The 20,877-nt window shown below is 68.7% G+C and carries 16 protein-coding genes; 7 read left to right on the forward strand and 9 right to left on the reverse strand.

Features of this window, described 5'->3' with window-relative positions; all coding sequences use genetic code 11:
* Nucleotides 1–27 precede the first annotated feature (27 nt).
* The 3 genes from GBN72_RS22200 to GBN72_RS22210 form a co-directional block, all read right to left on the reverse strand.
* On the reverse strand, nt 28–1,701 hold the full coding sequence (locus GBN72_RS22200) for a protein kinase family protein (protein ID WP_151773622.1): 1,674 nt from the start codon (nt 1,699–1,701) through the stop codon (nt 28–30).
* Nucleotides 1,702–1,818: 117 nt separating this feature from the next.
* Entirely contained in the window at nt 1,819–4,101 is a 2,283-nt protein-coding gene (gene murJ, locus GBN72_RS22205) for a murein biosynthesis integral membrane protein MurJ (RefSeq protein ID WP_151773623.1), read from the reverse strand.
* A 47-nt stretch (nt 4,102–4,148) separates the two neighbouring features.
* Nucleotides 4,149–6,500, reverse strand: coding sequence for a DUF6049 family protein (locus tag GBN72_RS22210; RefSeq protein WP_151773624.1), 2,352 nt, complete (start codon nt 6,498–6,500; stop codon nt 4,149–4,151).
* 281 nt (nt 6,501–6,781) lie between these two features.
* Here GBN72_RS22210 and GBN72_RS22215 point away from each other — a divergent pair, with 281 nt between their 5' ends.
* Nucleotides 6,782–8,224, forward strand: coding sequence for a CCA tRNA nucleotidyltransferase (locus GBN72_RS22215; protein WP_151773625.1), 1,443 nt, complete (start codon nt 6,782–6,784; stop codon nt 8,222–8,224).
* Nucleotides 8,225–8,337: 113 nt separating this feature from the next.
* Here GBN72_RS22215 and GBN72_RS22220 read toward each other — a convergent pair whose 3' ends face one another.
* The 3 genes from GBN72_RS22220 to GBN72_RS22230 all read right to left on the reverse strand — a co-directional run bounded on the left by GBN72_RS22220 (nt 8,338) and on the right by GBN72_RS22230 (nt 11,550).
* The gene (locus tag GBN72_RS22220; protein WP_151773626.1) at nt 8,338–9,627 is read right to left on the reverse strand and encodes an MFS transporter; all 1,290 of its coding nucleotides are present in this window, start codon (nt 9,625–9,627) and stop codon (nt 8,338–8,340) included.
* A 115-nt stretch (nt 9,628–9,742) separates the two neighbouring features.
* On the reverse strand, nt 9,743–10,825 hold the full coding sequence (locus tag GBN72_RS22225) for an inositol-3-phosphate synthase (protein ID WP_151773627.1): 1,083 nt from the start codon (nt 10,823–10,825) through the stop codon (nt 9,743–9,745).
* Between the two features lie 41 nt (nt 10,826–10,866).
* Nucleotides 10,867–11,550 carry a PadR family transcriptional regulator gene (locus GBN72_RS22230; RefSeq protein WP_151773628.1) on the reverse strand — a complete coding sequence of 228 codons (684 nt, stop codon included), beginning with the start codon at nt 11,548–11,550 and terminating at the stop codon, nt 10,867–10,869.
* A gap of 372 nt (nt 11,551–11,922) precedes the next feature.
* Between GBN72_RS22230 and GBN72_RS22235 the strand changes: the two genes are divergently transcribed.
* Together GBN72_RS22235 and GBN72_RS22240 are read left to right on the forward strand one after the other, a co-directional pair.
* Complete coding sequence (locus GBN72_RS22235; RefSeq protein ID WP_151773629.1) at nt 11,923–14,559, forward strand: transglycosylase domain-containing protein; 2,637 nt, start codon at nt 11,923–11,925, stop codon at nt 14,557–14,559.
* 99 nt (nt 14,560–14,658) lie between these two features.
* Nucleotides 14,659–16,278, forward strand: a complete 1,620-nt coding sequence (locus tag GBN72_RS22240; RefSeq protein WP_174887176.1) for a glycosyltransferase family 87 protein — start codon at nt 14,659–14,661, stop codon at nt 16,276–16,278.
* A 6-nt stretch (nt 16,279–16,284) separates the two neighbouring features.
* Here GBN72_RS22240 and GBN72_RS22245 read toward each other — a convergent pair whose 3' ends face one another.
* The 3 genes from GBN72_RS22245 to GBN72_RS22255 all read right to left on the reverse strand — a co-directional run bounded on the left by GBN72_RS22245 (nt 16,285) and on the right by GBN72_RS22255 (nt 19,115).
* Nucleotides 16,285–17,316: an alanine racemase gene (locus GBN72_RS22245; RefSeq protein WP_151773631.1), complete on the reverse strand. Its 1,032-nt coding sequence runs from the start codon at nt 17,314–17,316 to the stop codon at nt 16,285–16,287.
* Nucleotides 17,317–17,418: 102 nt separating this feature from the next.
* A complete protein-coding gene (locus tag GBN72_RS22250) occupies nt 17,419–18,540 on the reverse strand; it encodes a lipid II:glycine glycyltransferase FemX (RefSeq protein WP_151773632.1) in 1,122 nt (373 codons plus the stop codon).
* 248 nt (nt 18,541–18,788) lie between these two features.
* Nucleotides 18,789–19,115: a hypothetical protein gene (locus GBN72_RS22255; protein ID WP_151773633.1), complete on the reverse strand. Its 327-nt coding sequence runs from the start codon at nt 19,113–19,115 to the stop codon at nt 18,789–18,791.
* Between the two features lie 261 nt (nt 19,116–19,376).
* On the opposite strand from GBN72_RS22255, the gene rpsF reads away from it, so the two are divergent.
* The 4 genes from rpsF to rplI all read left to right on the forward strand — a co-directional run.
* A complete protein-coding gene (gene rpsF / locus GBN72_RS22260; RefSeq protein ID WP_086797674.1) occupies nt 19,377–19,667 on the forward strand; it encodes a 30S ribosomal protein S6 in 291 nt (96 codons plus the stop codon).
* 77 nt (nt 19,668–19,744) lie between these two features.
* Nucleotides 19,745–20,335: a single-stranded DNA-binding protein gene (locus GBN72_RS22265; RefSeq protein WP_151773634.1), complete on the forward strand. Its 591-nt coding sequence runs from the start codon at nt 19,745–19,747 to the stop codon at nt 20,333–20,335.
* Between the two features lie 45 nt (nt 20,336–20,380).
* Nucleotides 20,381–20,617 (forward strand): 30S ribosomal protein S18, encoded by a 237-nt coding sequence (gene rpsR, locus GBN72_RS22270; protein ID WP_006381652.1) that lies wholly within the window; start codon nt 20,381–20,383, stop codon nt 20,615–20,617.
* Nucleotides 20,618–20,635: 18 nt separating this feature from the next.
* On the forward strand, nt 20,636–20,877 hold a 242-nt coding region (rplI, locus tag GBN72_RS22275), incomplete at its 3' end, for a 50S ribosomal protein L9 (protein ID WP_151773793.1).

Consider the following 20,877-nt stretch of genomic DNA (forward strand, 5'->3'; position numbering starts at 1 on the left):
GTGGGGCGGCGACCCGTCGTCGGTGCGTCAGCTGCTCACCTTGACGTCCACCACCCGGCCGCGGAAGGTGCCGGAGCTTTCCGGTGGGAGCTTTGTCAGCCAGACGAGGAGGTAGCGGGACTCGACTTCCTTGTCCGGGGTGAGGGTCACCGAGGTGCCGGAGCCCTTGGCCACCTTGGCGTAGTCGTCGAAGGAGGTGGGCTGGGAGCCGGCGCTGACGTCCGCGGCACGGAGCTCGACCGAGGTCTCCCCCTTGAAGGTGACGGTCACCTTGCCGACCGTCTGGGTCTTCCCCAGGTCGAGGATGACGCCGACGCCCGGCTTCAGGTTTCCGAACTCGGCATAGCCTCGGTAGTAGTCCGTCTGCCAGTAGGTGTCGGACTTGCCGTCGTAGACCTTGCTTATGTCCGACGGCTTCTCCGTGCTGTCACCGAAGGGGTCGAAGTCGGTGGCGTTCTTGATGGCTATCGGCTCGGGCTGCTGGGGCTTGTCGTCCTTCGGCTGCGTCTGTGGCACCGTGTCGAGCGGTTCGCCGCCGTTGTGCATCAGGACGTCCGCGAGCTGCCAGCTTCCCAGGCCGAGGGCGGCGATCAGAAGGGCGGAGACCGCCCACTTGAGTGCCTTGCCCGTCCGGGTCTCCAGCGGGGCGGGAGGCGCCGGAACGGGCGGCGGTACGGGACCCGCGGCCGTGTACGAGGTCCGCGCGTACGGGGGACGCGGGTACTCGGAGGGCGGCGTGAAGGAGGGCTCGGGCCGCCGGACGCGGGGCATCTCGATGACGGCCTTGGAGAGCTCCTCCGGCGTGGTGCAGGCGGCCTCGTGGCGGGAGGCGGTGGCACCGTCGTTGGCGAGGGCCCGCATGGCGAGTTCGGAGAGCCCCAGGTGGACGCCCGCACGGACCTGGTCCGGGGGGATCAGACCGAGGTCCTTGGGCAGGCCGGAGAGGCCGTGGGCGTCGGTCTCGTAGGGCCACCGCTGGGTCAGACCGGCATAGAGAAGGGCGCCGACGGCCTCGGTGTCGGCGCGCTGCGGGGTGTCGGAGCGGACGCCGCGCAGCGCGGCGCTCACGGCGAGGCCGCGGATGCGCCACTGTCCGGTGGACGTGCGGAGAACGGTGCCGGGTGTGAGGCAGAGATGCGCCAGGCCCTCGCGGTGGGCGGCGGCCATGGCCTGGGAGACCTGGAGGACCATCTGGTAGGCGTCGTGCGCCTCCAGCGGCCCTGACGCCAGCAGGGCCGTGAGTTCGCTGGCGTCGGGGAGCCATTCGTGGACGACGTAGACCAGGTCCTCGTCCTCCACGGCGTCGAGGACCTGGACGAACCGGGGGTCGCCGAGGAGAGCCGCGGAGCGGGCCGCGGAGAGGACCGATCGGGCGCGCGGATGGTTGGCGGGAAGGATGTGGACACCGACGGCGCGACGGAGCATCTCGTCCATCGCGCGCCAGCTGCTGAACCCGTCCAGACGGGTGACGCATTCCTCCAGGCGGTACCGCCTGGCCAGCTTGTGGCCACTGTGCAGTTCCAGCGCCTGGGCGGGGACGGAGTCCGCCACCACGAGGTCGCCCTGCGCCTGGTCGTGCTCCGTGCCCGGTCGCCGCTTCTGGGCCACCCCGTCGGCCGTGGACTGGTCCGCCTCGGCGGTCAACGACTCGTCGCCGCTGTTGCCTGCCACGTCGACGGCAGCTGTGCTTCGTTCCGCCACCGTCGTCCCTGCCTCCCCATCCGTCGCGTGCTCACCACGCCGAAACCCATTGTGCCCACAGTCCGTCACTCCGCACGACAAGCGGTGGCGGCCGATGGTTGTGCGCCTACCCCGGACTCAGCGCCCGAGGCGTCCCCGGACCATGCCGACCAGAGAATTGAGCTCCTCCACCCTCATCCGCCGCGCGGCCAGGAAGAAGACCCCGAGGAGAACGATGCCACCCAGCACGAGCGCACTCAGCGATCCGAGGATTGTCCATCCGAGGGTGCGGCCGATGCCGTAGGAGACCGCCCCGCTGAGTGCGGCGGCCGGGACCGACGCGATGCAGAGCCTGGCATACGTCCGCAGGACGCGGGAGCCGTCCAGGTCGCCGCCGAGCTTCTTCCGCAGGCGGCGCCATGCGACGCCCACACCGATGCCGTAGGCGAGGCCGTAGGAGGCGGCCATGCCCACCACGGCCCACCGGGCGGGGAGCAGCAGGAAGCAGAGGAACGACGCGCCGGCGTTGCCCGCCGCGACGATCACGGTGTTGTAGAAGGGCGTCCGGGTGTCCTCGTAGGCGTAGAAGGCGCGGAGCACGACGTACTGGACCGAGTAGGGGATCAGGCCCAGACCGAAGGCCATCAGCATGTAGCCCATGTTCGTCGCCGCGGACGTGCCGGAGCCGCCGAACATCAGGTTGCACATCGGGACGCCGAGAGCGAGGAAGCCGAAAGCGATCGGCACGATCGCCACGGCGGTGGTGCGCAGGCCCTGCGAGATGTCGTCACGGACGGCACCGGCATCGTCCTCGGCCGCGGACCGGGCCAGGCGCGGCAGCAGCGCGGCCATCAGCGACACCGTGATGATGGCCTGGGGCAGGCCCCAGATCAGCTGGGCGTTGGCATAGGCGCTGAAGCCGGTACCGGGGATGCTCTCGCCGTCCAGCAGGGCCGCGGTGGCCAGCTGCGAGACCACGACGGCACCCAGCTGGTTGGCGAGGACGAAGAGGATGGTCCACTTGGCCAGCTTGGCGGCCTTGCCCATGCCGTGGCCCCGCCAGTCGAAGCGGAGCCGCAGCTTGAACCCGCTCTCCCGCAGGTAGGGGATCATCGCCAGCGCCTGGACGACCAGGCCGAGCAGTACCCCGATGCCGAGCAGGCGGACGCCCTCCGGCGGGATGGACTGCACCTGCATCTTCGAGTCGGCGGCCGTGCCGTAGACCCAGAGGAACATGCCCAGGGTGACGATGATGACGATGTTGTTGAGGACCGGGGTCCACATCATCGCGCCGAACCGGTTCCTCGCGTTGAGAATCTGCCCCATCACCACGTGGATGCCCATGAAGAAGATCGTGGGCAGGAAGTACAAGGTGAAGGTGACGGCGACGTCGTTGGCGGCGGGCTCGTCCGCGATGGAGCTGGAGAGGGCGCGGACGAGCAGCGGCGCGCCCAGCATGGCGAGCGCGGTGAGGGCGGCCAGGGCCACCATCACCAGGGTGAGCAGGCGGTTGGCGTACGCCTCGCCGCCGTCCTCGTCCTGCTTCATGGCACGCACCAGCTGCGGCACGAAGACGGAGTTCAGGCCACCGCCCACGGTGAGGATGTAGATCATCGTCGGCAGCTGGTAGGCGACCTGGAAGGCGTCACCGAGCGTGGCCGTGCCCAGCGCGGCGACGATCAGCATCGAGCGGACGAATCCGGTGAGGCGCGACACCAAGGTGCCGGCGGCCATCATGGCACTCGACTTCAGGACGTTGGACGCACGGCCGCCCTTCTTGGCCGTCGGAGCGGGCTCCGGGCCCGCGGCCGGTGTGCCGGGCGGCTGCGGAAAGGCCTGAGGCGGCCCGGCCGGGCCGGGGGGCACTCCAGGCACCACCGGAGCCTGTGCGGGGCCGGGGACGCCCACCGGGGGCAGGGCAGGGCCCGCGGCCGGGTCGGCCGGAGGCCGGGGGCCGTTCGGCTGCTGGTCGCGATAGAGGTTGGCGAAGGCGTCCGGGCTCCGGTCCGCCGAGGCGGCACCGGTCACCAGTTCGTCGATGCCGACGTACGGGGTGGTGCGACCGTCCACCGGCCCGCCCGGGCCCTGGCCGGGCGCCGGAGCCCAGACCCGCGGGTCCGGACCTCGCGGAGGCTCCTGCGGCCGGGTGTGGCCGTAGGGGTCCTGCGGGCCCGGTGCGGCGGGCGGATGCATGGCGCCGTCGTAGAACGCCTCACCGACCGGCTCCTGCGAGAGATCCTGCTCCCGATGGCCCGGCCCTCGATGGTCCGGCCCTGGATAGGGGTCCTGGTCGTAGGCGTCCTGGTGGTACATGTCCGTGGGCGGCTGCGGCGGCACCTGCCCGTGCTCGGTCGGCGGCATGCCGGGGTGGCCCGAGCCGCCCGCGGACCGGCCGCGGTCACCGTCGTACGGCGCGTTCATGGTTACCCCACCTCATGGTTTCCCGGGCCGACCGGCCACGACATCGCTCAACGGTCCACTTTCTCACCCGTGGCGGACGGGTCGGCGCTTTCGGCCGAGGTGTCCGGGCGCGGGTCACTCGCCTGCTCGGGGGCGTCCGGGCCGTCCCCGGCCCCGTCCCCGGCCTCGTCACCCGCGGCTGCCTCCGCATCGCCCTCGTCGCGCGCCGCGGCACGCTTGCGCTGGGTGTACATACGGAAGCCTGCCAGCACCAGGATCAGTACGCCGCCTCCGATGACCAACATCACCGTGGCGGTCACCTCGGTGGCGCGGACGTCGAAGGCCACCGAGCGGCCGTAGGCGTGCCCGTCCTCCGTGTAGAGCTGGGCGACCACCGTGACCGGGCCGTTGGCGTTGGCCGAGGTGGTGAACTTCACCGAGTGGCTGTGCCCACCGGACACAGAGATCGGCTGCTCGTCGTACTTCTGCCCGTCGATCTCCAGACGGGAGGGGTTGGTGGAGGTCAGCCGGAGGACCAGACCCTCGACGCCCTGCACCAGGTTGTTCTGCACCGTCACCGGGATGGTGGCGCTGTGCCCGGAGAGCTTGGTCTCCGACTTGTCGATCAGCGACACCTGGTCGGCGAGGTCGTCGAGGTATGCCTTCACATCGGCGCGGTAGTCGCCCGCCGCCCCGGCATGCCCCCGCCAGGAGACGGACATGGCGCGGTTCATTGCCCGGCCGAACGGCGTGACGACCCGGTCCTCGTTGCTGAGGATCACCTTGAAGCTGTCGAGCTTGGCCTGTGTCTCGGCGATCTGCTCGAAGGCCTCCCGGGGGAGCTGCTTCTTCCGCAGCGCCGACGGGTAGGCCGACTGCGGCGGCACGGTGGTGGAGGCCCGGGGATCCGGATCGTCCTCCACGGCCTCCGCAAGTGTCTGCGGGGTCGACCAGGACCCTTCCCGGAGGGCGGTCAGGGCCTCAGCCATCGCCTGTGCCTGGCTCGCGGACGGCATCCGCTGCGGGGCGACGACGATGCTGCGGTCCTTGTTGGTCTGCTGGGTGATCGCGACGCTCTGGGCGAGGAACTTCTGCACGGCCAGGGTGGCGTTCTCCGCCCGGGTCAGGTCGCCCTCGAAGGCGGTCGACAACCATGCGTCGGCCACCACCGCGGTGGTACCGCCACCGATGGGACGGGCGGCCGAGGGGGTGTAGGAGAGGTCGTCCTTGAGGCTGTCGCTGCGTGCGATCACCTTGTCGGCGCCGGCGGAGGTGGCCACGTTCTTGATGGCGGGGTCCAGTGCGCCCTCGACCGGCCAGGCGTACTCCGTGCTGGGCTCCACATGGAGGATGGTCCGCACGGTCTCGGCGGCCACACCGGTGGCTTCCTTGAGGTGGTTCAGCGTGCCGCTGACATTCCGGCCGTTGTGCGCGACGGAGGCCAGGTCAGGGTCGCCGTAGGGCAGCGCGACGACTTCCTGGTCCTCGACCGCGGAGGAGAGCTTGGCCAGCCAGCGGTTGGCCTGGGTCTCGTGCTGCTGCGTGCCGGCCACCGTCCGGCCGTCCTCGGTCTTCACCTGGTAGGAGCCGTCCGCCATGGCGTCCACGGCGGCGAGCAGGTCCGGGTCGACCACCCAGGTGATGTCGAGCCGGTCACCCAGCGAGACCATGCGGTCCAGGCGGCCACCAGGCGCGATCTCGCGGGACAGTGAGTCGTTCAGGAACACCGGGGCCTGCTGCTCGTCGGTCTCCGCGGTCATCTGCACGGAGGAGATCAGCGGCCAGAGGAAGGTCGTACGGGTGCTGGTCCCCTTCTCCGGCTGCCAGGGCAGCACGGTCCGCTGAATGCCGAGCACCTGCTCCGCCCACGGCTGGTCGGCGGTGCGGCCCGAGACCGAGGCACCGAACTGGTACACCCCGGCACCTCCCAGGCCCAGCTCGTCGGCCGGGACGGTGATGGTGAAGGGCTGCGACACCTTCGGCTCGAGCCTGGCGAACTCGGCGGTGTGATCGCCGCCGACCGCCTGGCCCTCCACGCCGTTCTGGAACGCGGTGCGCCGGGAGACTTCCTCGATCGATGAGCGGGTCTGCAGCGCCTCGCCCAGCCGAAGGTCGACCCGGGCTTCGGTGACGGCCTGCTTACCCGTGTTGGTGACGGTGCCGGAGACGGTCAGCGTGTCGTCCTCGGTGACGACGCCCGGTGTCACCTTGTCCAGGGAGACGGACACGGGCCCGGAGGCATCCTGAGCGGCCTCCGCGGCCGCCGGTGTGGCCGTGGGGGCCGCTGCCGCCGACCCGGCGGAGGGCAGGTGGAGGAAGCCGGCCAGCAGAGGCGCTCCGGCAAGCACTGCGCCGGTGCGCCGCAACCACCGGCGGCCAGGTGAGGAACTCATCCCCTGGAAGTCTGCCGCCTGGGCCACGCGCTCGTCCGTCCCTCGTCGTCGGTGGTGGTCTTCGGTACCGGATCTTCGGCCGCCGGTCGTACGGCGACCGGCTGCGGGGTTGTTCCGCTCGCCGGCTCCTGTCCGAGTGTGCGTCCAGGCATGGTAACGAGGTGGGAGGAGAGGAAGTGCCACGGACCGCTGTGCAGGACCCCGGCGGAGCGCTGTGCAGGGTCCGGCCGGCTGTGCCATCGCTCATACACGGGCCAGGAATCCACTGGCGAGCGCCCCGAGCGCCGGGCCACGTACTCTTTTCTGTTGTGCCGAACGCCAACGAAGACAAGTCCCGTGCCCTGAGTCAGGCCGAGAGCCTCGCGGTGAGCGAGCTGCTGAGCGTGGCCCCTGTCGCCGACGATCTAGGACACCGATTCCACGAGGCGGGGTTCCGTCTCGCCCTGGTCGGCGGATCGGTACGGGACGCCCTGCTGGGCAGGCTGGGCAACGACCTGGACTTCACCACCGACGCCCGTCCCGAGGACGTGCTCAAGATCGTGCGGCCCTGGGCGGACGCGGTCTGGGAGGTGGGGATCGCCTTCGGCACCGTCGGCTGCCAGAAGGACGGTTACCAGATCGAGGTCACCACCTACCGTTCGGAGGCGTACGACCGCACCTCCCGGAAGCCCGAGGTGTCGTACGGCGACTCCATCGAGCAGGATCTGGTGCGTCGTGACTTCACGGTCAACGCGATGGCGCTCGCGTTGCCTGAGAAGGAGTTCGTCGACCCTCACGGCGGCCGTGACGATCTGGCGCGCCGGGTGCTGCGCACGCCGGGAACCCCTGAGGAGTCCTTTTCGGACGACCCGCTGCGGATGATGCGCGCCGCTCGGTTTGCCGCGCAGCTCGACTTCGAGGTCGACCCCGAGGTCGTCACCGCGATGGGCGAGATGGCCGGACGGATCGAGATCGTCTCCGCCGAGCGGGTCAGGGACGAGCTGAACAAGCTGATCCTCTCCCCGAACCCTCGCAAGGGCCTCACCCTGCTGACGGAGACCGGGCTGGCCGACCGCGTCCTGCCCGAGCTTCCCGCACTGCGTCTTGAACGGGACGAGCACCACCGCCACAAGGACGTCTACGACCACACCCTGATCGTGCTGGAGCAGGCGATGGATCTGGAGGAGAACGGGCCCGATCTCACCCTCCGTCTGGCGGCTCTGCTCCACGACATCGGCAAGCCGCGCACCCGCCGCTTCGAGGGAGACGGCAGGGTCTCCTTCCACCATCACGAGGTGGTGGGCGCCAAGATGACCAAGAAGCGGATGACGGCACTGAAGTACCCCAACGAGATGGTGCGGGATGTCTCCCGTCTCGTGGAGCTGCACCTGCGCTTCCACGGGTACGGCACGGGTGAGTGGACCGACTCCGCCGTCCGCCGCTATGTACGGGACGCGGGCCCCCTCCTGGACCGCCTGCACAAGCTGACCCGTTCCGACTGCACCACGCGGAACAAGAGGAAGGCTGCCGCTCTCTCCCGTGCTTACGACGGTCTGGAGGAGCGCATCGCCCAGCTCAAGGAGCAGGAGGAGCTGGACTCGATCCGCCCGGATCTGGACGGCAACCAGATCATGGAGATCCTCGGGGTCGGCCCCGGCCCGGCGATCGGTCAGGCGTACAAGGTCCTGCTGGAGCTCCGTCTGGAGAACGGCCCCATGGAGCACGACGCCGCAGTGGCCGCTCTCAAGGAGTGGTGGGACGGGCAGCGCTGACGCGAGGTGCCGTCCCGGGATGTTTCACGTGAAACGTCGGTGTGGGACGAGGCGCCGTTGTGTCGATGGGCGATGTTTCACGTGAAACATCGCCCATCGAGCGTTCGGAGTGGTCACCTGCGTGCCTGCGTCGAGATACGCCACAGGGTCACCGCGGTGATCCCGTACAACGCCGCCACGGTGATCACCAATGCAGGCGAGCGGCCGTCGGCAGGCAACATCAGTGCCGCCACGCCGGCCGCTCCGACGAACGCCACATTGAACAGCACGTCGTAGACCGAGAAGACGCGGCCGCGGAACCGGTCCTCGGCGTGGGACTGCACCACCGTGTCGGTCGAGATCTTCGCTCCCTGGGTGATCACCCCCAGCAGAAAGGCGGCCACCATGACCGGCGCCGGAGTGAACGGCAGCACCAGAGCCGGCGCGAGCACGGTGGCGCATGCGGTGCACAGGGTCATCCAGCGCAGCGGCCCCAGGCGTCCGGCCGCGGAAGGGGTGACCACCGCGGCGACGAAGAAGCCGGCGCCCGACACGGCGACCGCCACGCCCAGCAGCGCCAGGCCGTCCTGCGCTCCACCGGATGTGGTTCCGGTGCTCCAGGCGTGGCGGCAGAGCATCAGGACCATCACCGTCTGGGCGCCGTAGCAGAAGCGCATCACCGTCATCGACGCCAACGCCCAGGCGGCCTGGCGCCTGCCGGGTTCCGTGAGGTGGCGCAGCCCTTCGGACAGGCCGCGAGCGGTTCCGGTGAGCGCCTGCCGAAGCCGGGGAGCGGGATCGCCGTCCCGGTCGGGTCCCAGAAGGTCGGGCGCCATCCGCAGGGAGGCCAGCCCGGCGCAGAGATACAGGACGGCGCCCAGAAGGACGACCACGGCGTCGGAGTCGGCCCCGGTGAGCCTCACGACGAAGGCCAGGCCGCCTCCCGCGGTGGCCGCGAGGGTGCCTGCCGTGGGGGTGAGGGAGTTCGCGGTGACCAGCCGTCCGCCGTCGACCACCCGGGGCAGAGCCGCGGAGAGGCCGGCCAGGACGAAGCGGTTGACCGCGGTGACGCAGAGGGCGGAGACGTAGAAGAGCGGGCCCGGTGCCCCACCCAGCATCAGCACGGCGGTCAGCAGAGCGAGGAGTGCGCGCAGCAGACTGCCGTACAGCAGGATCTGCCGGCGGCTCCACCGGTCGAGCAGGACTCCGGCGAACGGCCCGATGAACGAATACGGCAGAAGGAGCACAGCCATGGCCGAGGCGATCGCCGCGGCCGAGGTCTGCTGCTCCGGGGAAAAGACCACGTAGGTGGCGAGAGCCACCTGATAGACGCCGTCCGCGCCCTGGGAGAGCAGCCGTACGCCCAGGAGGCGGCGGAAGTCACGCAGGCGCAGCAGGACGGACAGGTCGCGTACCGCAGACATGGGGCTCAGCCTCACATACCCGGTGCCCGGAACTGGGGGAGGGGCCCCGGGCGACATGCCCGGGGCCCCTCCGGGGTCCCTGTGGTGCTTACACCGTGAACGGGTGAGGCGGACGTCAGCGCTCGATCTCGCCCGAGATGAACTTCTCGACGCTGGTACGGGCCTCGTCGTCGAAGTACTGGACCGGCGGGGACTTCATGAAGTAGCTGGAGGCGGAGAGGATCGGGCCGCCGATGCCGCGGTCCTTGGCGATCTTCGCCGCGCGCAGGGCGTCGATGATGACACCCGCCGAGTTCGGGGAGTCCCAGACCTCGAGCTTGTACTCCAGGTTCAGCGGGACGTCGCCGAAGGCGCGGCCCTCGAGGCGGACGTACGCCCACTTGCGGTCGTCCAGCCAGGCCACGTAGTCGGAGGGGCCGATGTGGACGTTCTTCGCGCCGAGGTCCCGGTCCGGGATCTGGGAGGTGACGGCCTGCGTCTTGGAGATCTTCTTGGACTCCAGGCGCTCGCGCTCGAGCATGTTCTTGAAGTCCATGTTGCCGCCGACGTTCAGCTGCATCGTGCGGTCGAGCACGACACCGCGGTCCTCGAACAGCTTCGCCATGACGCGGTGCGTGATCGTGGCGCCCACCTGCGACTTGATGTCGTCACCGACGATCGGCACACCGGCCTCGGTGAACTTGTCCGCCCACTCCTTGGTGCCGGCGATGAAGACCGGGAGGGCGTTGACGAAGGCGACCTTGGCGTCGATGGCGCACTGGGCGTAGAAGCGGGCGGCGTCCTCGGAGCCGACCGGCAGGTAGCAGACCAGGACGTCGACCTTCTGGTCCTTGAGGACCTGGACGACGTCGACCGGCTCGTCGGAGGACTCCTCGATGGTCTCGAGGTAGTACTTGCCGAGACCGTCGAAGGTGTGGCCGCGCTGGACGGTGACGCCGGTGCGCGGCACGTCGCAGATCTTGATGGTGTTGTTCTCGGAGGCGCCGATGGCGTCCGCGAGGTCGAGGCCGACCTTCTTCGCGTCGACATCGAAGGCGGCGACGAACTCCACGTCACGGACGTGGTACTCGCCGAACTGGACGTGCATCAGGCCAGGCACCTTGGACGCCGGGTCGGCGTCCTTGTAGTACTCGACGCCCTGCACCAGCGAGGCGGCGCAGTTGCCCACGCCGACGATGGCTACGCGAACCGAACCCATTCCGGTGGCTCCCTGTGTGTACTCGGTGAAACCGTGCGGCTTCACGTGTTGTTGTCTTCGGGCGTCTCGGGCGGGGTGCCGTCCCCACGCCGGGTCTGGTCGCCCGTCGCTCCAGATGACGTGTCCTGCTGAGCGGAGTCCGAGGACGGCGACCGCTTCTGGTCCCGTCCGGCCCGCTCGCTCTCGATGAGCTCGTTCAGCCAGCGCACCTCGCGCTCCACGGACTCCATGCCGTGGCGCTGGAGCTCAAGGGTGTAGTCGTCCAGGCGCTCCCGCGTCCGAGCGAACGAGGCGCGCATCTTCTCCAGACGCTCCTCGAGCCGGCTGCGTCGGCCTTCCAGCACTCGCATGCGCACATCGCGGGAGGTCTGCCCGAAGAAGGCGAACCGAGCCGCGAAGGTCTCGTCCTCGTAGGAATCGGGGCCGGTCTGCGAGAGCAGTTCCTCGAACCGCTCCTTACCTTCCGCGGTCAGCCGGTAGACGATCTTGGCGCGGCGCCCGGTGAGCGGGGCGGCCAGGGCGTCCACAGGTTCTGCGGAGGGCTCCTCGATCAACCAGCCGTTTGCGACCAGCGTCTTGAGGCAGGGGTAGAGGGTTCCGTAGCTGAAGGCGCGGAAGACGCCCAGCGACGTGTTGAGCCGTTTGCGCAGCTCGTAGCCGTGCATCGGGGACTCGCGGAGCAGGCCGAGTACGGCGAACTCGAGGATGCCGGATCGCCGGCTCATCGTCGCCTCCTCTCTGCCGCGGGCTGTCGTGGGTCGACTTTATATTTCCCCGATGTATCGACTCGATACATCCAGACGATAGGTCGGCTCCAGGCGGCGTACAAGAGGAGACTCGGTGAGCGGCGTCACATCATCGAATCGGGTGCATCGCTATGCGTCGTTCATGGTCGAGAACCCCATTTGCGCAAGTTCGGCGATGCGTAGTCTGTGCGGCATGCATACCGCCGGGAACCAAGTGACGTCCGTGGAACGTCCACGTCCCAGGTGTAGTACGGCTGAGCGAATGACCATCGGCCGTACGTCGGGGGGACCGGAAACCAGCCGCTGTTTCCAGGCGCTCATGTACGCGCCTGCCCGAGGAGTAATCGTTCGATGAGCGAGCACCGTCGCAAACCGCCACAGCCGCAGGGAGGCGGACGTGCCGCGGCCCGACGCGCCCAGTCCGGTTCGTCCTCCGGCCGCCGCGCGGCTCCGCGAGGAGCCACCGGCTCCCCGTCCGCGGGTTACCACGGGCCGGGCGCGGAGGAGCGTCCGCAGGGAGGCCGCGCCGAGGCCCGCCGGGCCGCGCAACGGTCGGGAGGGGCCGGAGGGGGGCGTCGCAGAGCGGCTCCCGAAGGACGACGTGGCCGAGCCGCCGCGTCCCGGGACCGGTTCATCGACTATCCGCGTGCCGGGAAGTACGGCGCCGCCCGATGGGTGCCGTCGTGGCGCCTGGTGACGGGTATGTTCGTCGGCTTCTTCGCCGGCCTCCTGCTGGTGGGCGGCGTGGGTTACGCCATGGTGGACATCCCGAAGGCCGACGAGGCGGCGACCGCGCAGAACAACGTCTTCTACTGGTCCGACGGCTCCCAGATGGCGTCCACCGGCGGCAAGGCCAACCGTCAGATCGTGCCGCTGGCCGAGATCCCGGACGAACTGCAGAACGCGGTGATCGCCGCCGAGAACGCCTCCTTCTACGAGGACAAGGGCGTCGACCCGATGGGTATCGCCCGCGCGCTCTTCAACATGGCGAAGGGTGACGAGGTCCAGGGTGGATCGACGATCACCCAGCAGTTCGTGAAGAACACCTACCTGGACCAGAGTCAGACGCTGACGCGGAAGTTCAAGGAGCTGTTCATCTCCATAAAGGTCGGCGCGAAGATGGAGAAGGAAGACATCCTCGCCGGCTACCTGAACACCGCCTATTACGGACGGGACGCCTATGGCGTCCAGGCCGCCGCCCAGGCCTACTTCGGCAAGGACTCGAAGAAGCTCACGGCGGAGGAGAGCGTCTTCCTGGCCTCGGTCCTCAAGGGCCCCAACCTCTACAACCCCGACGGCGGCGTCGGCTCCAGCGCGACACCGAAGGCGAACACCCAGCGGGCCGAGAAGCGCTGGGAATGGATTCTGGACCGCATGGTCGAGGTCGACCGGATGCCGCAGTCCGAGCGCAGTGAGATCACGGACTTCCCCAAGCTCAAGAAGCAGAAGTCCAAGCTCGCGGGCCAGACCGGCTACCTGATCGACATCGCCAAGAGCTATGTCGCGAAGACGGCCGACATCTCCACCGACGAGCTGGAGAAGGGTGGCTACCGGATCTACACCACCTTCGACAAGGACCGGGTGCATGAGCTGGAGGAGGCCGTCCAGGAGACACGTGACGACCTTCTCGACGAGAAGAAGCGCCCTGACACCGACACCCACGTGCAGTTCGGTGCGGCGTCCATCGATCCTGACTCGGGAGCCATCGTGGCCGCCTACGGTGGCGACGGGTACGACAAGGGGCACTACACCAACAACGCGGACACCATGGGTGTACCGGTCGGATCGACGTGGAAGCCGTTCGTGCTGGCGTCTGCAATGGAGTACGGCACCGTCCACACCGACGGTCAGCCCCTCTCGCCGCAGAGCCTCTACCAGGGCAACGACCTCACGGTGATCAATGACCAGAACGGCGAGCCCATCAAGAACAACAAGGGCCTCCCGTTCCAGCAGAAGAACGAGGGCACCCAGGCCTGGGGACTGATCACGCTCGACAAGGCCATGGAGCAGTCGGTCAACGTTCCGTTCGTCCAGCTGGGCATCGACGTGGGGCTCGACAACACCCGCAAGACCGCCATGGACCTGGGCATCCTGGAGGACAGCTTCGACTCCGGGAACATGAACAACGCCTCGTTCTCCCTGGGCACCTCGACCCCCAGCGCGATCCGGATGGCTGACGCCTACGCGGGCTTCGCCTCGTCCGGAACCCATTACGAGCCGTACTCGGTGACAAAGGTCATCGACGCGCAGCGCGACGTGGAACTCCCCGGCTTCGAGGAGCCCGAGAAGGAGGAGGCCCTCGAGCCGGCGGTCGCCGACAACGTGACCAAGGTGCTGGAGAACGTGGTCCAGAACGGCACGGCCAAGGCGCTCGCGGACCTGCCCTTCCCGAACGCCGGCAAGACCGGTACGACGGACGAGAACAAGTCCGCCTGGTACGTCGGGTACACCTCGGAGCTCTCCACCGCGGTGGCGATGTTCCGGACCAACCCGAAGGACAAGGAACTGCTGTCCATGAAGGGCGTCGGTGACCTGCCTTCCATCCACGGTGGTGACATCCCCGCCGACGTGTGGAAGGAGTACATGTCGGTGGCGATGCAGGACAAGGACTACAAGCCGCAGCCCTTCCCGGCGCCCGCGCCTCTCGGCACGGTCTACAACCCGTCCCCGAGCCCGGAGCCGAGCGCTTCGGAGACCGAGAGCGAAGAGGACGACGAGAAGGACGACAAGCCCACGCCGAGCAAGCCGGTGGATCCGCCCACGGACTGTGAGCCCTTCGACTTCGAGTGCATGACCAACGGCGGCAACACCGACGGTCAGACCACGGACGGCGGAACCCTCGGGGAGACGGACTCCGGAGGTACGACCGGTAGTACGGACGGCGGTGGAACCGGTGGTGAGGAAGACAGCGGCACCATCACCGAGGGCACCGTCTTCGGTAACACCAACAGCGGTGGCGGGAACGGGAGAGGCGGAACAACCGGATAGCTCCGGAATCAGCCGTCACGTCCGTTTCACGTGAAACATGGGGCCGCCGCACCTTCGGGTGCGGCGGCCCTCGCCCGTTTCTCACGCCGGTACGGCAGGATGTGCGCCATGCCGAGCGCAGAGACGACGCACCAGAGCAACCCCGGGCCTCCCGAGCCCGGGACCGGAGCCACCGTGGCGCAGGTCCGAGTGGAACCGGTCTCCCCCACGCACGAGGATCCGGTGGCCGTGACGGGCAGCGAGTTCCTGGGCGGTCCTTCGGGGCGGCACATGCTGACCGGCACGTCCTGGTGGTCGCCCGTCCGAGTGGTGGTACTCGTGGCGATGGCTCTCTTCGCCCTGGGGCTGGTCCAGAAGGCTCCCTGCTACAACGGGGGCTGGTTCCACGGCGCGGGCGCCCAGTACACCCATGCCTGCTACTCCGACATTCCGCACCTCTACCACGCGCGTGGTTTCGCGGAAGGTCTGGTGCCGTACTTCGACCGGCTGCCGGGCGACATGGACTACCTCGAATACCCGGTGCTCACCGGCGTGTTCATGGAGGTCGCCTCCTGGCTGACCCCTGACGGAGGAAGCTTCCAGGACCAGAGCCAGAACTACTGGATGGTCAACGCCGGCATGCTGATGGTCTGTGCCGCGGTGATCGCCGTCTGCGCCGCGCGGACCCATGCCCGGCGGCCCTGGGACGGTCTGCTGGTCGCCCTGGCACCGGCCTACGCGCTCACCGCCACCATCAACTGGGACCTCCTGGCCGTCGCCCTGACGGCCGGCGCGATGCTGATGTGGGCGCGCTCCCGTCCGCTGGCCTTCGGTGTCCTGCTCGGTCTGGCCACGGCCGCCAAGCTGTATCCGGTGTTCCTCCTGGCGCCACTGCTGGCGCTCTGCTGGCGCTCGGGACGCTTGCGGGAGTACGCGACCGCTCTGGCGGGTGCCGCAGGCGCCTGGCTGGTGGTGAACGTACCGGTGATGCTCTTCGCCTTCGAGGGCTGGTCCAAGTTCTACCGCTTCAGTCAGGAGCGGTCGGTCGACTTCGGCTCCTTCTGGCTGATCCTCGACCAGCGCACCGACCTCGACCTCTCCCCCGCCGTGGTGAACCCCCTCGCATTGGTGCTCACCCTGGTGGCGGTGGCCGGTGTGATGGCCCTGTGCCTCTCCGCGCGCCGCCGGCCCCGGTTCGCCCAGGTGGCCTTCCTGGTGGTCGCGGCCTTCATCCTCACCAACAAGGTCTACTCGCCCCAGTACGTTCTCTGGCTGGTGCCTCTGGCCGCCCTGGCGCGGCCTAGGTGGCGTGACTTCCTGATCTGGCAGACCTGCGAGGTCATGTACTTCCTGGGCATCTGGATGTACCTGGCGCAGACCAGCGGCGGTGACAAGGCCAAGGGCCTTCCCCTGGAGGGGTACCAGTTCGCGATCGTCCTGCATCTGGTGGGGACGCTGTTCCTCTGCGCCGTGATCGTCCGCGACATCGTCCGGCCGGAGGGCGACGTGGTGCGGCGGTCGGGCGAGGACGATCCCTCGGGCGGCGTGCTCGACGGAGCGCCGGACACATCCCGCCGTGCAACTGGAGGGGGCTCTCCCCATGAGCAGAGCCCCGAGGACGCCGAGGGCTCCGACGACGCCGTCGCCCCCACGGACGAGACCGACGGCGACCCGTGGAAGTACCGCGGCGGCTCCCTCCGCAAGGAGAAAGCCGCCGGGAACGAGGACGGGAACAGGTAGGACGGCTCAGTTGTCGACGAGCCGGTCGAACTGCGTCGTGGTGTGGCGCAGGTGCGCGACCAGCTCGTCGCCCACCTTGGGCTCCGGCGCCTCCGCCGGGACGAACAGGATCGAGACCTGCATGTGCGGAGGTTCGGCGAACCACCGCTGTTTGCCCGCCCAGACGAAGGGCGACAGGTTCCGGTTGACGGTGGCCAGACCGGCCCGGGCCACACCCTTGGCCCGCGGCATCACGCCGTGCAGCGCCTTGGGCGCCTCCAGGCCGACACCGTGCGAGGTGCCGCCCGCGACGACGACCAGGTAGCCGTCCGAGGCCACCTTCTGCTGGCGGTAGCCGAACCGGTCGCCCTTGGAGACCCGCGTGACGTCCAGAACGGCGCCGCGGTACTCGGTCGCCTCGTGGTCGCCCAGCCACAGCCGGGTGCCGATCCGCGCACGGAAGCGGGTCTGCGGGAACTGCTGCTGCAGCCGCGCCAGCTCGTCCGCCTTGAGGTGGCTGACGAACATGGTGTGCAGCGGGAGCCGGGCGGCCCGCAGACGGTCCATCCAGCCGATGACCTCCTCGACGGCGTCCGAGCCGTCGGTGCGGTCCAGGGGCAGGTGGAGGGCGAAGCCCTCCAGACGGACGTTCTCTATGGCGGTGTGCAGCTGCGGGAGATCGGCCTCGCTGACGCCGTGGCGCTTCATCGAGGACATCACCTCGATGACCACACGCGCCCCCACCAGGCCGTAGACCCCGTCGACCGACGAGACCGACCGGATGACCCGGTCCGGCAGCGGCACCGGCTCCTCGCCGCGCCGGAAGGGCGTCAGGACCAGCAGGTCGCCCCCGAACCAGTCCTTGAGCTTGGCAGCCTCGTAGGTGGTGCCGGTGGCGAGGACGTCGGAGCCCAGGCGGGTCGCCTCCTCGGCCAGCCGCTCGTGACCGAAGCCGTAGCCGTTGCCCTTGCAGACCGGGACGAGGCCGGGGAACGAATCCTGCACGTGCTTGTGATGTGCCCGCCAGCGCGCGGTGTCGACGTAGAGCGTGAGCGCCATGGCCGGTCCGGACCCTTCTCGTGGCTGCGGATATGAGGTGTGGAGAGGGCTGTGCCGCTGTGCGGCGGCCTCAGCTGACTATGGAAGCAAACACCGTGGTGGTCAGCGGCGCGACATGTAGATGTCGAGAGCCTTGTGGAGCAGCTTGTTGAGCGGGAAGTCCCACTCGCCCAGGTACTCCGCCGCCTGGCCGCCGGTGCCCACCTTGAACTGGATGAGACCGAAGAGGTGGTCCGACTCGTCGAGCGAGTCGGAGATGCCCCGCAGGTCGTAGACGGTGGCGCCCAGCGCGTAGGCGTCCCGGAGCATCCGCCACTGCATGGCGTTGGAGGGGCGGAACTCGCGGCCGGCGTTGTCGGACGCGCCGTAGGAGTACCAGACGTGCCCTCCGACGATCAGCATGGTGGCCGCGGACAGGTTCACGCCGTCCTTGCGGGCGAAGTACAGCCGCATGCGGTTGGGGTCCTCGGCGTTGAGCGCCGTCCACATGCGCTGGAAGTAGGAGAGCGGACGAGGTCGGAAGCGGTCGCGGACCGCGGTGATCTCGTAGAGCCGCTGCCACTCCTCGAGGTCCTGGTAGCTGCCCTGGACGACCTCGACGCCGGCCTTCTCGGCCTTCTTGATGTTGCGACGCCACAGCTGGTTGAAGTTCTTGTGCACGTCGTCGAGCGAGCGGTTCGCCAGCGGAACCTGGAAGACGTAGCGGGGCTGGACGTCGCCGAAACCGGCACCGCCGTCCTCACCCTGCTGCCATCCCATCCGGCGCAGCTTGTCGGCGACCTCGAAGGCGCGCGGCTCGATGAAGTCAGGCTCGATGTCGCGCAGCCGCTTCACGTCGGTGTCCTGGATGCCCTTCTTGATGGAAGGGGCGTCCCAGCGGCGAATGATCACCGGCGGGCCCATCTTCACCGAGAAGGCGCCCTGCTCCTTCAGGTGGGCCAGCATGGGCTCCAGCCAGTCGTTCAGGTTGGGGGCGTACCAGTTGATGACCGGGCCTTCGGGCAGGTAGGCCAGGTACCGCTTGATCTTGGGAAGCTGCCGGTACAGCACCAGGCCCGCGCCGACCAGCTCACCGCTGCGGTCGTCGAACCAGCCCAGGCTCTCCGAGCGCCACTCGGCCTTCACATCCGCCCACGCCGGTACCTGCATGTGGCTCGCCGAGGGCAGGCTCTGGATGTAGGCCAGATGCTGTTCTCGGCTGATCGTCCTCAGGGTCAGGCTCATTCGGGGCGCTCCTCGGCTGGCGTGTCCCCACATGTAGGGGCTCCGGCTCTCGCGCCGAAGCCTACTGTGCCTGCCGAACGTACTGACGGTCACGTACGGGGTCCGCCCCGGTCCGGGGACCGGCGGGGCCGGTGCGGACCGGGGCGGACGGGGAAGAGGACGGGGGAAGGGGGAAAGGGAGGACCTCGGTGGATACCTCGGTGGATCCCGATGGTCCTTGCCGCCGGGACGGCGGCGTCGGCGGTGGGCTACGAAACCACCCCGCCGAAGAGACCTCCGTGGGACATGCCCAGGAAGAATCCGAGTGCGCAGGCGCCAAGGCCGATGATCAGCCCGAACCGCTCGCGGGTGGTCGCCGAGATGAACTGGCCGACGCCCCCCGTGACGATGCCGACCAGGCCGGCCCATGAAGTGATCAGGTGCAGGTTGTGGAACCCGGCCGTCACCAGGGCCAGTACACCGAGCACCAGCGTCACGCCGAGCAGGGCGTTGACCCTGGGGTGGGGCTTGTGGTCGGTGGCGAAGAGGGACCCGTGAATGGTGGGCCGCGGCTGCGAACGCGTTGTCTGTGCCATGAGCACCTCCCGACGGAAGCGGCGCATCCTAGTCGGCGAGTACCCGATATGTGCCGGATCGACGCTGCTCGCGCACGGATTTCAGCCGGAAGCCGGTGTGCGGGTAGTCTGTACCGTCTGCACCGGTGTCTGCCCATGTCACGAAGGCTTCCGCCCCGACTGTCAGTGGGTCCCGATACCGTTGCTCATGCAACACCACGCATACAACCCTCCTGCCACGGATCGACCGTGGCCGCTGAGTCCAAAGGAGGTGGGTTCCACATGCGTCACTACGAGGTGATGGTCATCCTCGACCCCGATCTGGAGGAGCGCGCTGTCGCCCCCCTGATCGAGAACTTCCTTTCCGTCGTCCGTGAGGGCAACGGAAAGGTCGAGAAGGTCGACACCTGGGGCCGTCGTCGTCTCTCGTACGAGATCAAGAAGAAGCCCGAGGGCATCTACTCGGTCATCGACCTGCAGGCCGAGCCTGCGGTCGTCAAGGAGCTCGACCGCCAGATGAACCTGAACGAGTCGGTCCTCCGGACCAAGGTCCTCCGTCCCGAGATGCACTGAGCCTGCCGGCTCGGTCATTCCCGGGAATCGAGTAGCACCACCAGCAGCCAGCAGCAAACCCGCTGAGAGGTTCCCCCATGGCAGGCGAGACCGTCATCACGGTCGTCGGCAATCTGGTCGACGACCCCGAGCTCCGCTTCACGCCGTCCGGTGCGCCGGTCGCGAACTTCCGTGTCGCGTCCACCCCCCGCACCTTCGACCGGCAGACCAATGAGTGGAAGGACGGCGAGAGCCTGTTCCTGAGCTGCTCGGTCTGGCGGCAGACGGCGGAGAACGTCGCGGAGTCCCTGACGAAGGGCATGCGCGTGGTCGTCCAGGGCCGGCTGAAGCAGCGGTCCTACGACGACAACCAGGGCGTCAGGCGGACGGTCTACGAGCTGGACGTCGAGGAAGTCGGCCCCAGCCTGCGGAACGCCACGGCGAAGGTCACCAAGACCTCCGGCGGCGGCGGCGCTCGCGGTGGCCAGGGCGGTTACGGCGGCGGTGGCGGCAACCAGGGTGGCGGCGGCTGGGGCGGAGGCCCCGGCGGCGGTCAGCAGGGTGGCGGCGGCTCCCAGCCCGACCCGTGGGCGACCGGCGGTGCTCCCGCCGGCGGCCAGGGCGGTGGCGGCTGGGGCGGCGGCAACTCCGGCTCCGGCGGTGGCTACTCGGACGAGCCCCCCTTCTAGGGCGGACTCGTCACCCACACTTCTTGATCACACAGGAGAATCACCATGGCGAAGCCGCCTGTGCGCAAGCCGAAGAAGAAGGTCTGCGCGTTCTGCAAGGACAAGGTCCAGTACGTGGACTACAAGGACACGAACATGCTGCGGAAGTTCATTTCCGACCGCGGCAAGATTCGTGCCCGCCGCGTGACCGGCAACTGCACTCAGCACCAGCGTGACGTCGCCACGGCTGTGAAGAACAGCCGTGAGATGGCGCTGCTGCCCTACACGTCCACCGCGCGATAAGGGAAGGGTGACCGAACAATGAAGATCATCCTCACCCACGAGGTCTCTGGCCTCGGCGCTGCCGGCGACGTCGTCGACGTCAAGGACGGCTACGCTCGCAACTACCTGATCCCGCGGAAGTTCGCTATCCGCTGGACCAAGGGCGGCGAGAAGGACGTGGCGCAGATCCGCCGCGCCCGCAAGATCCACGAGATCCAGACCATCGAGCAGGCCAACGCCGTCAAGGCGCAGCTCGAGGGCACCAAGGTCCGTCTGGCCGT

The organism is Streptomyces abyssomicinicus (assembly GCF_008974245.1).
Taxonomy (GTDB): Bacteria; Actinomycetota; Actinomycetes; order Streptomycetales; family Streptomycetaceae; genus Streptomyces; species Streptomyces abyssomicinicus.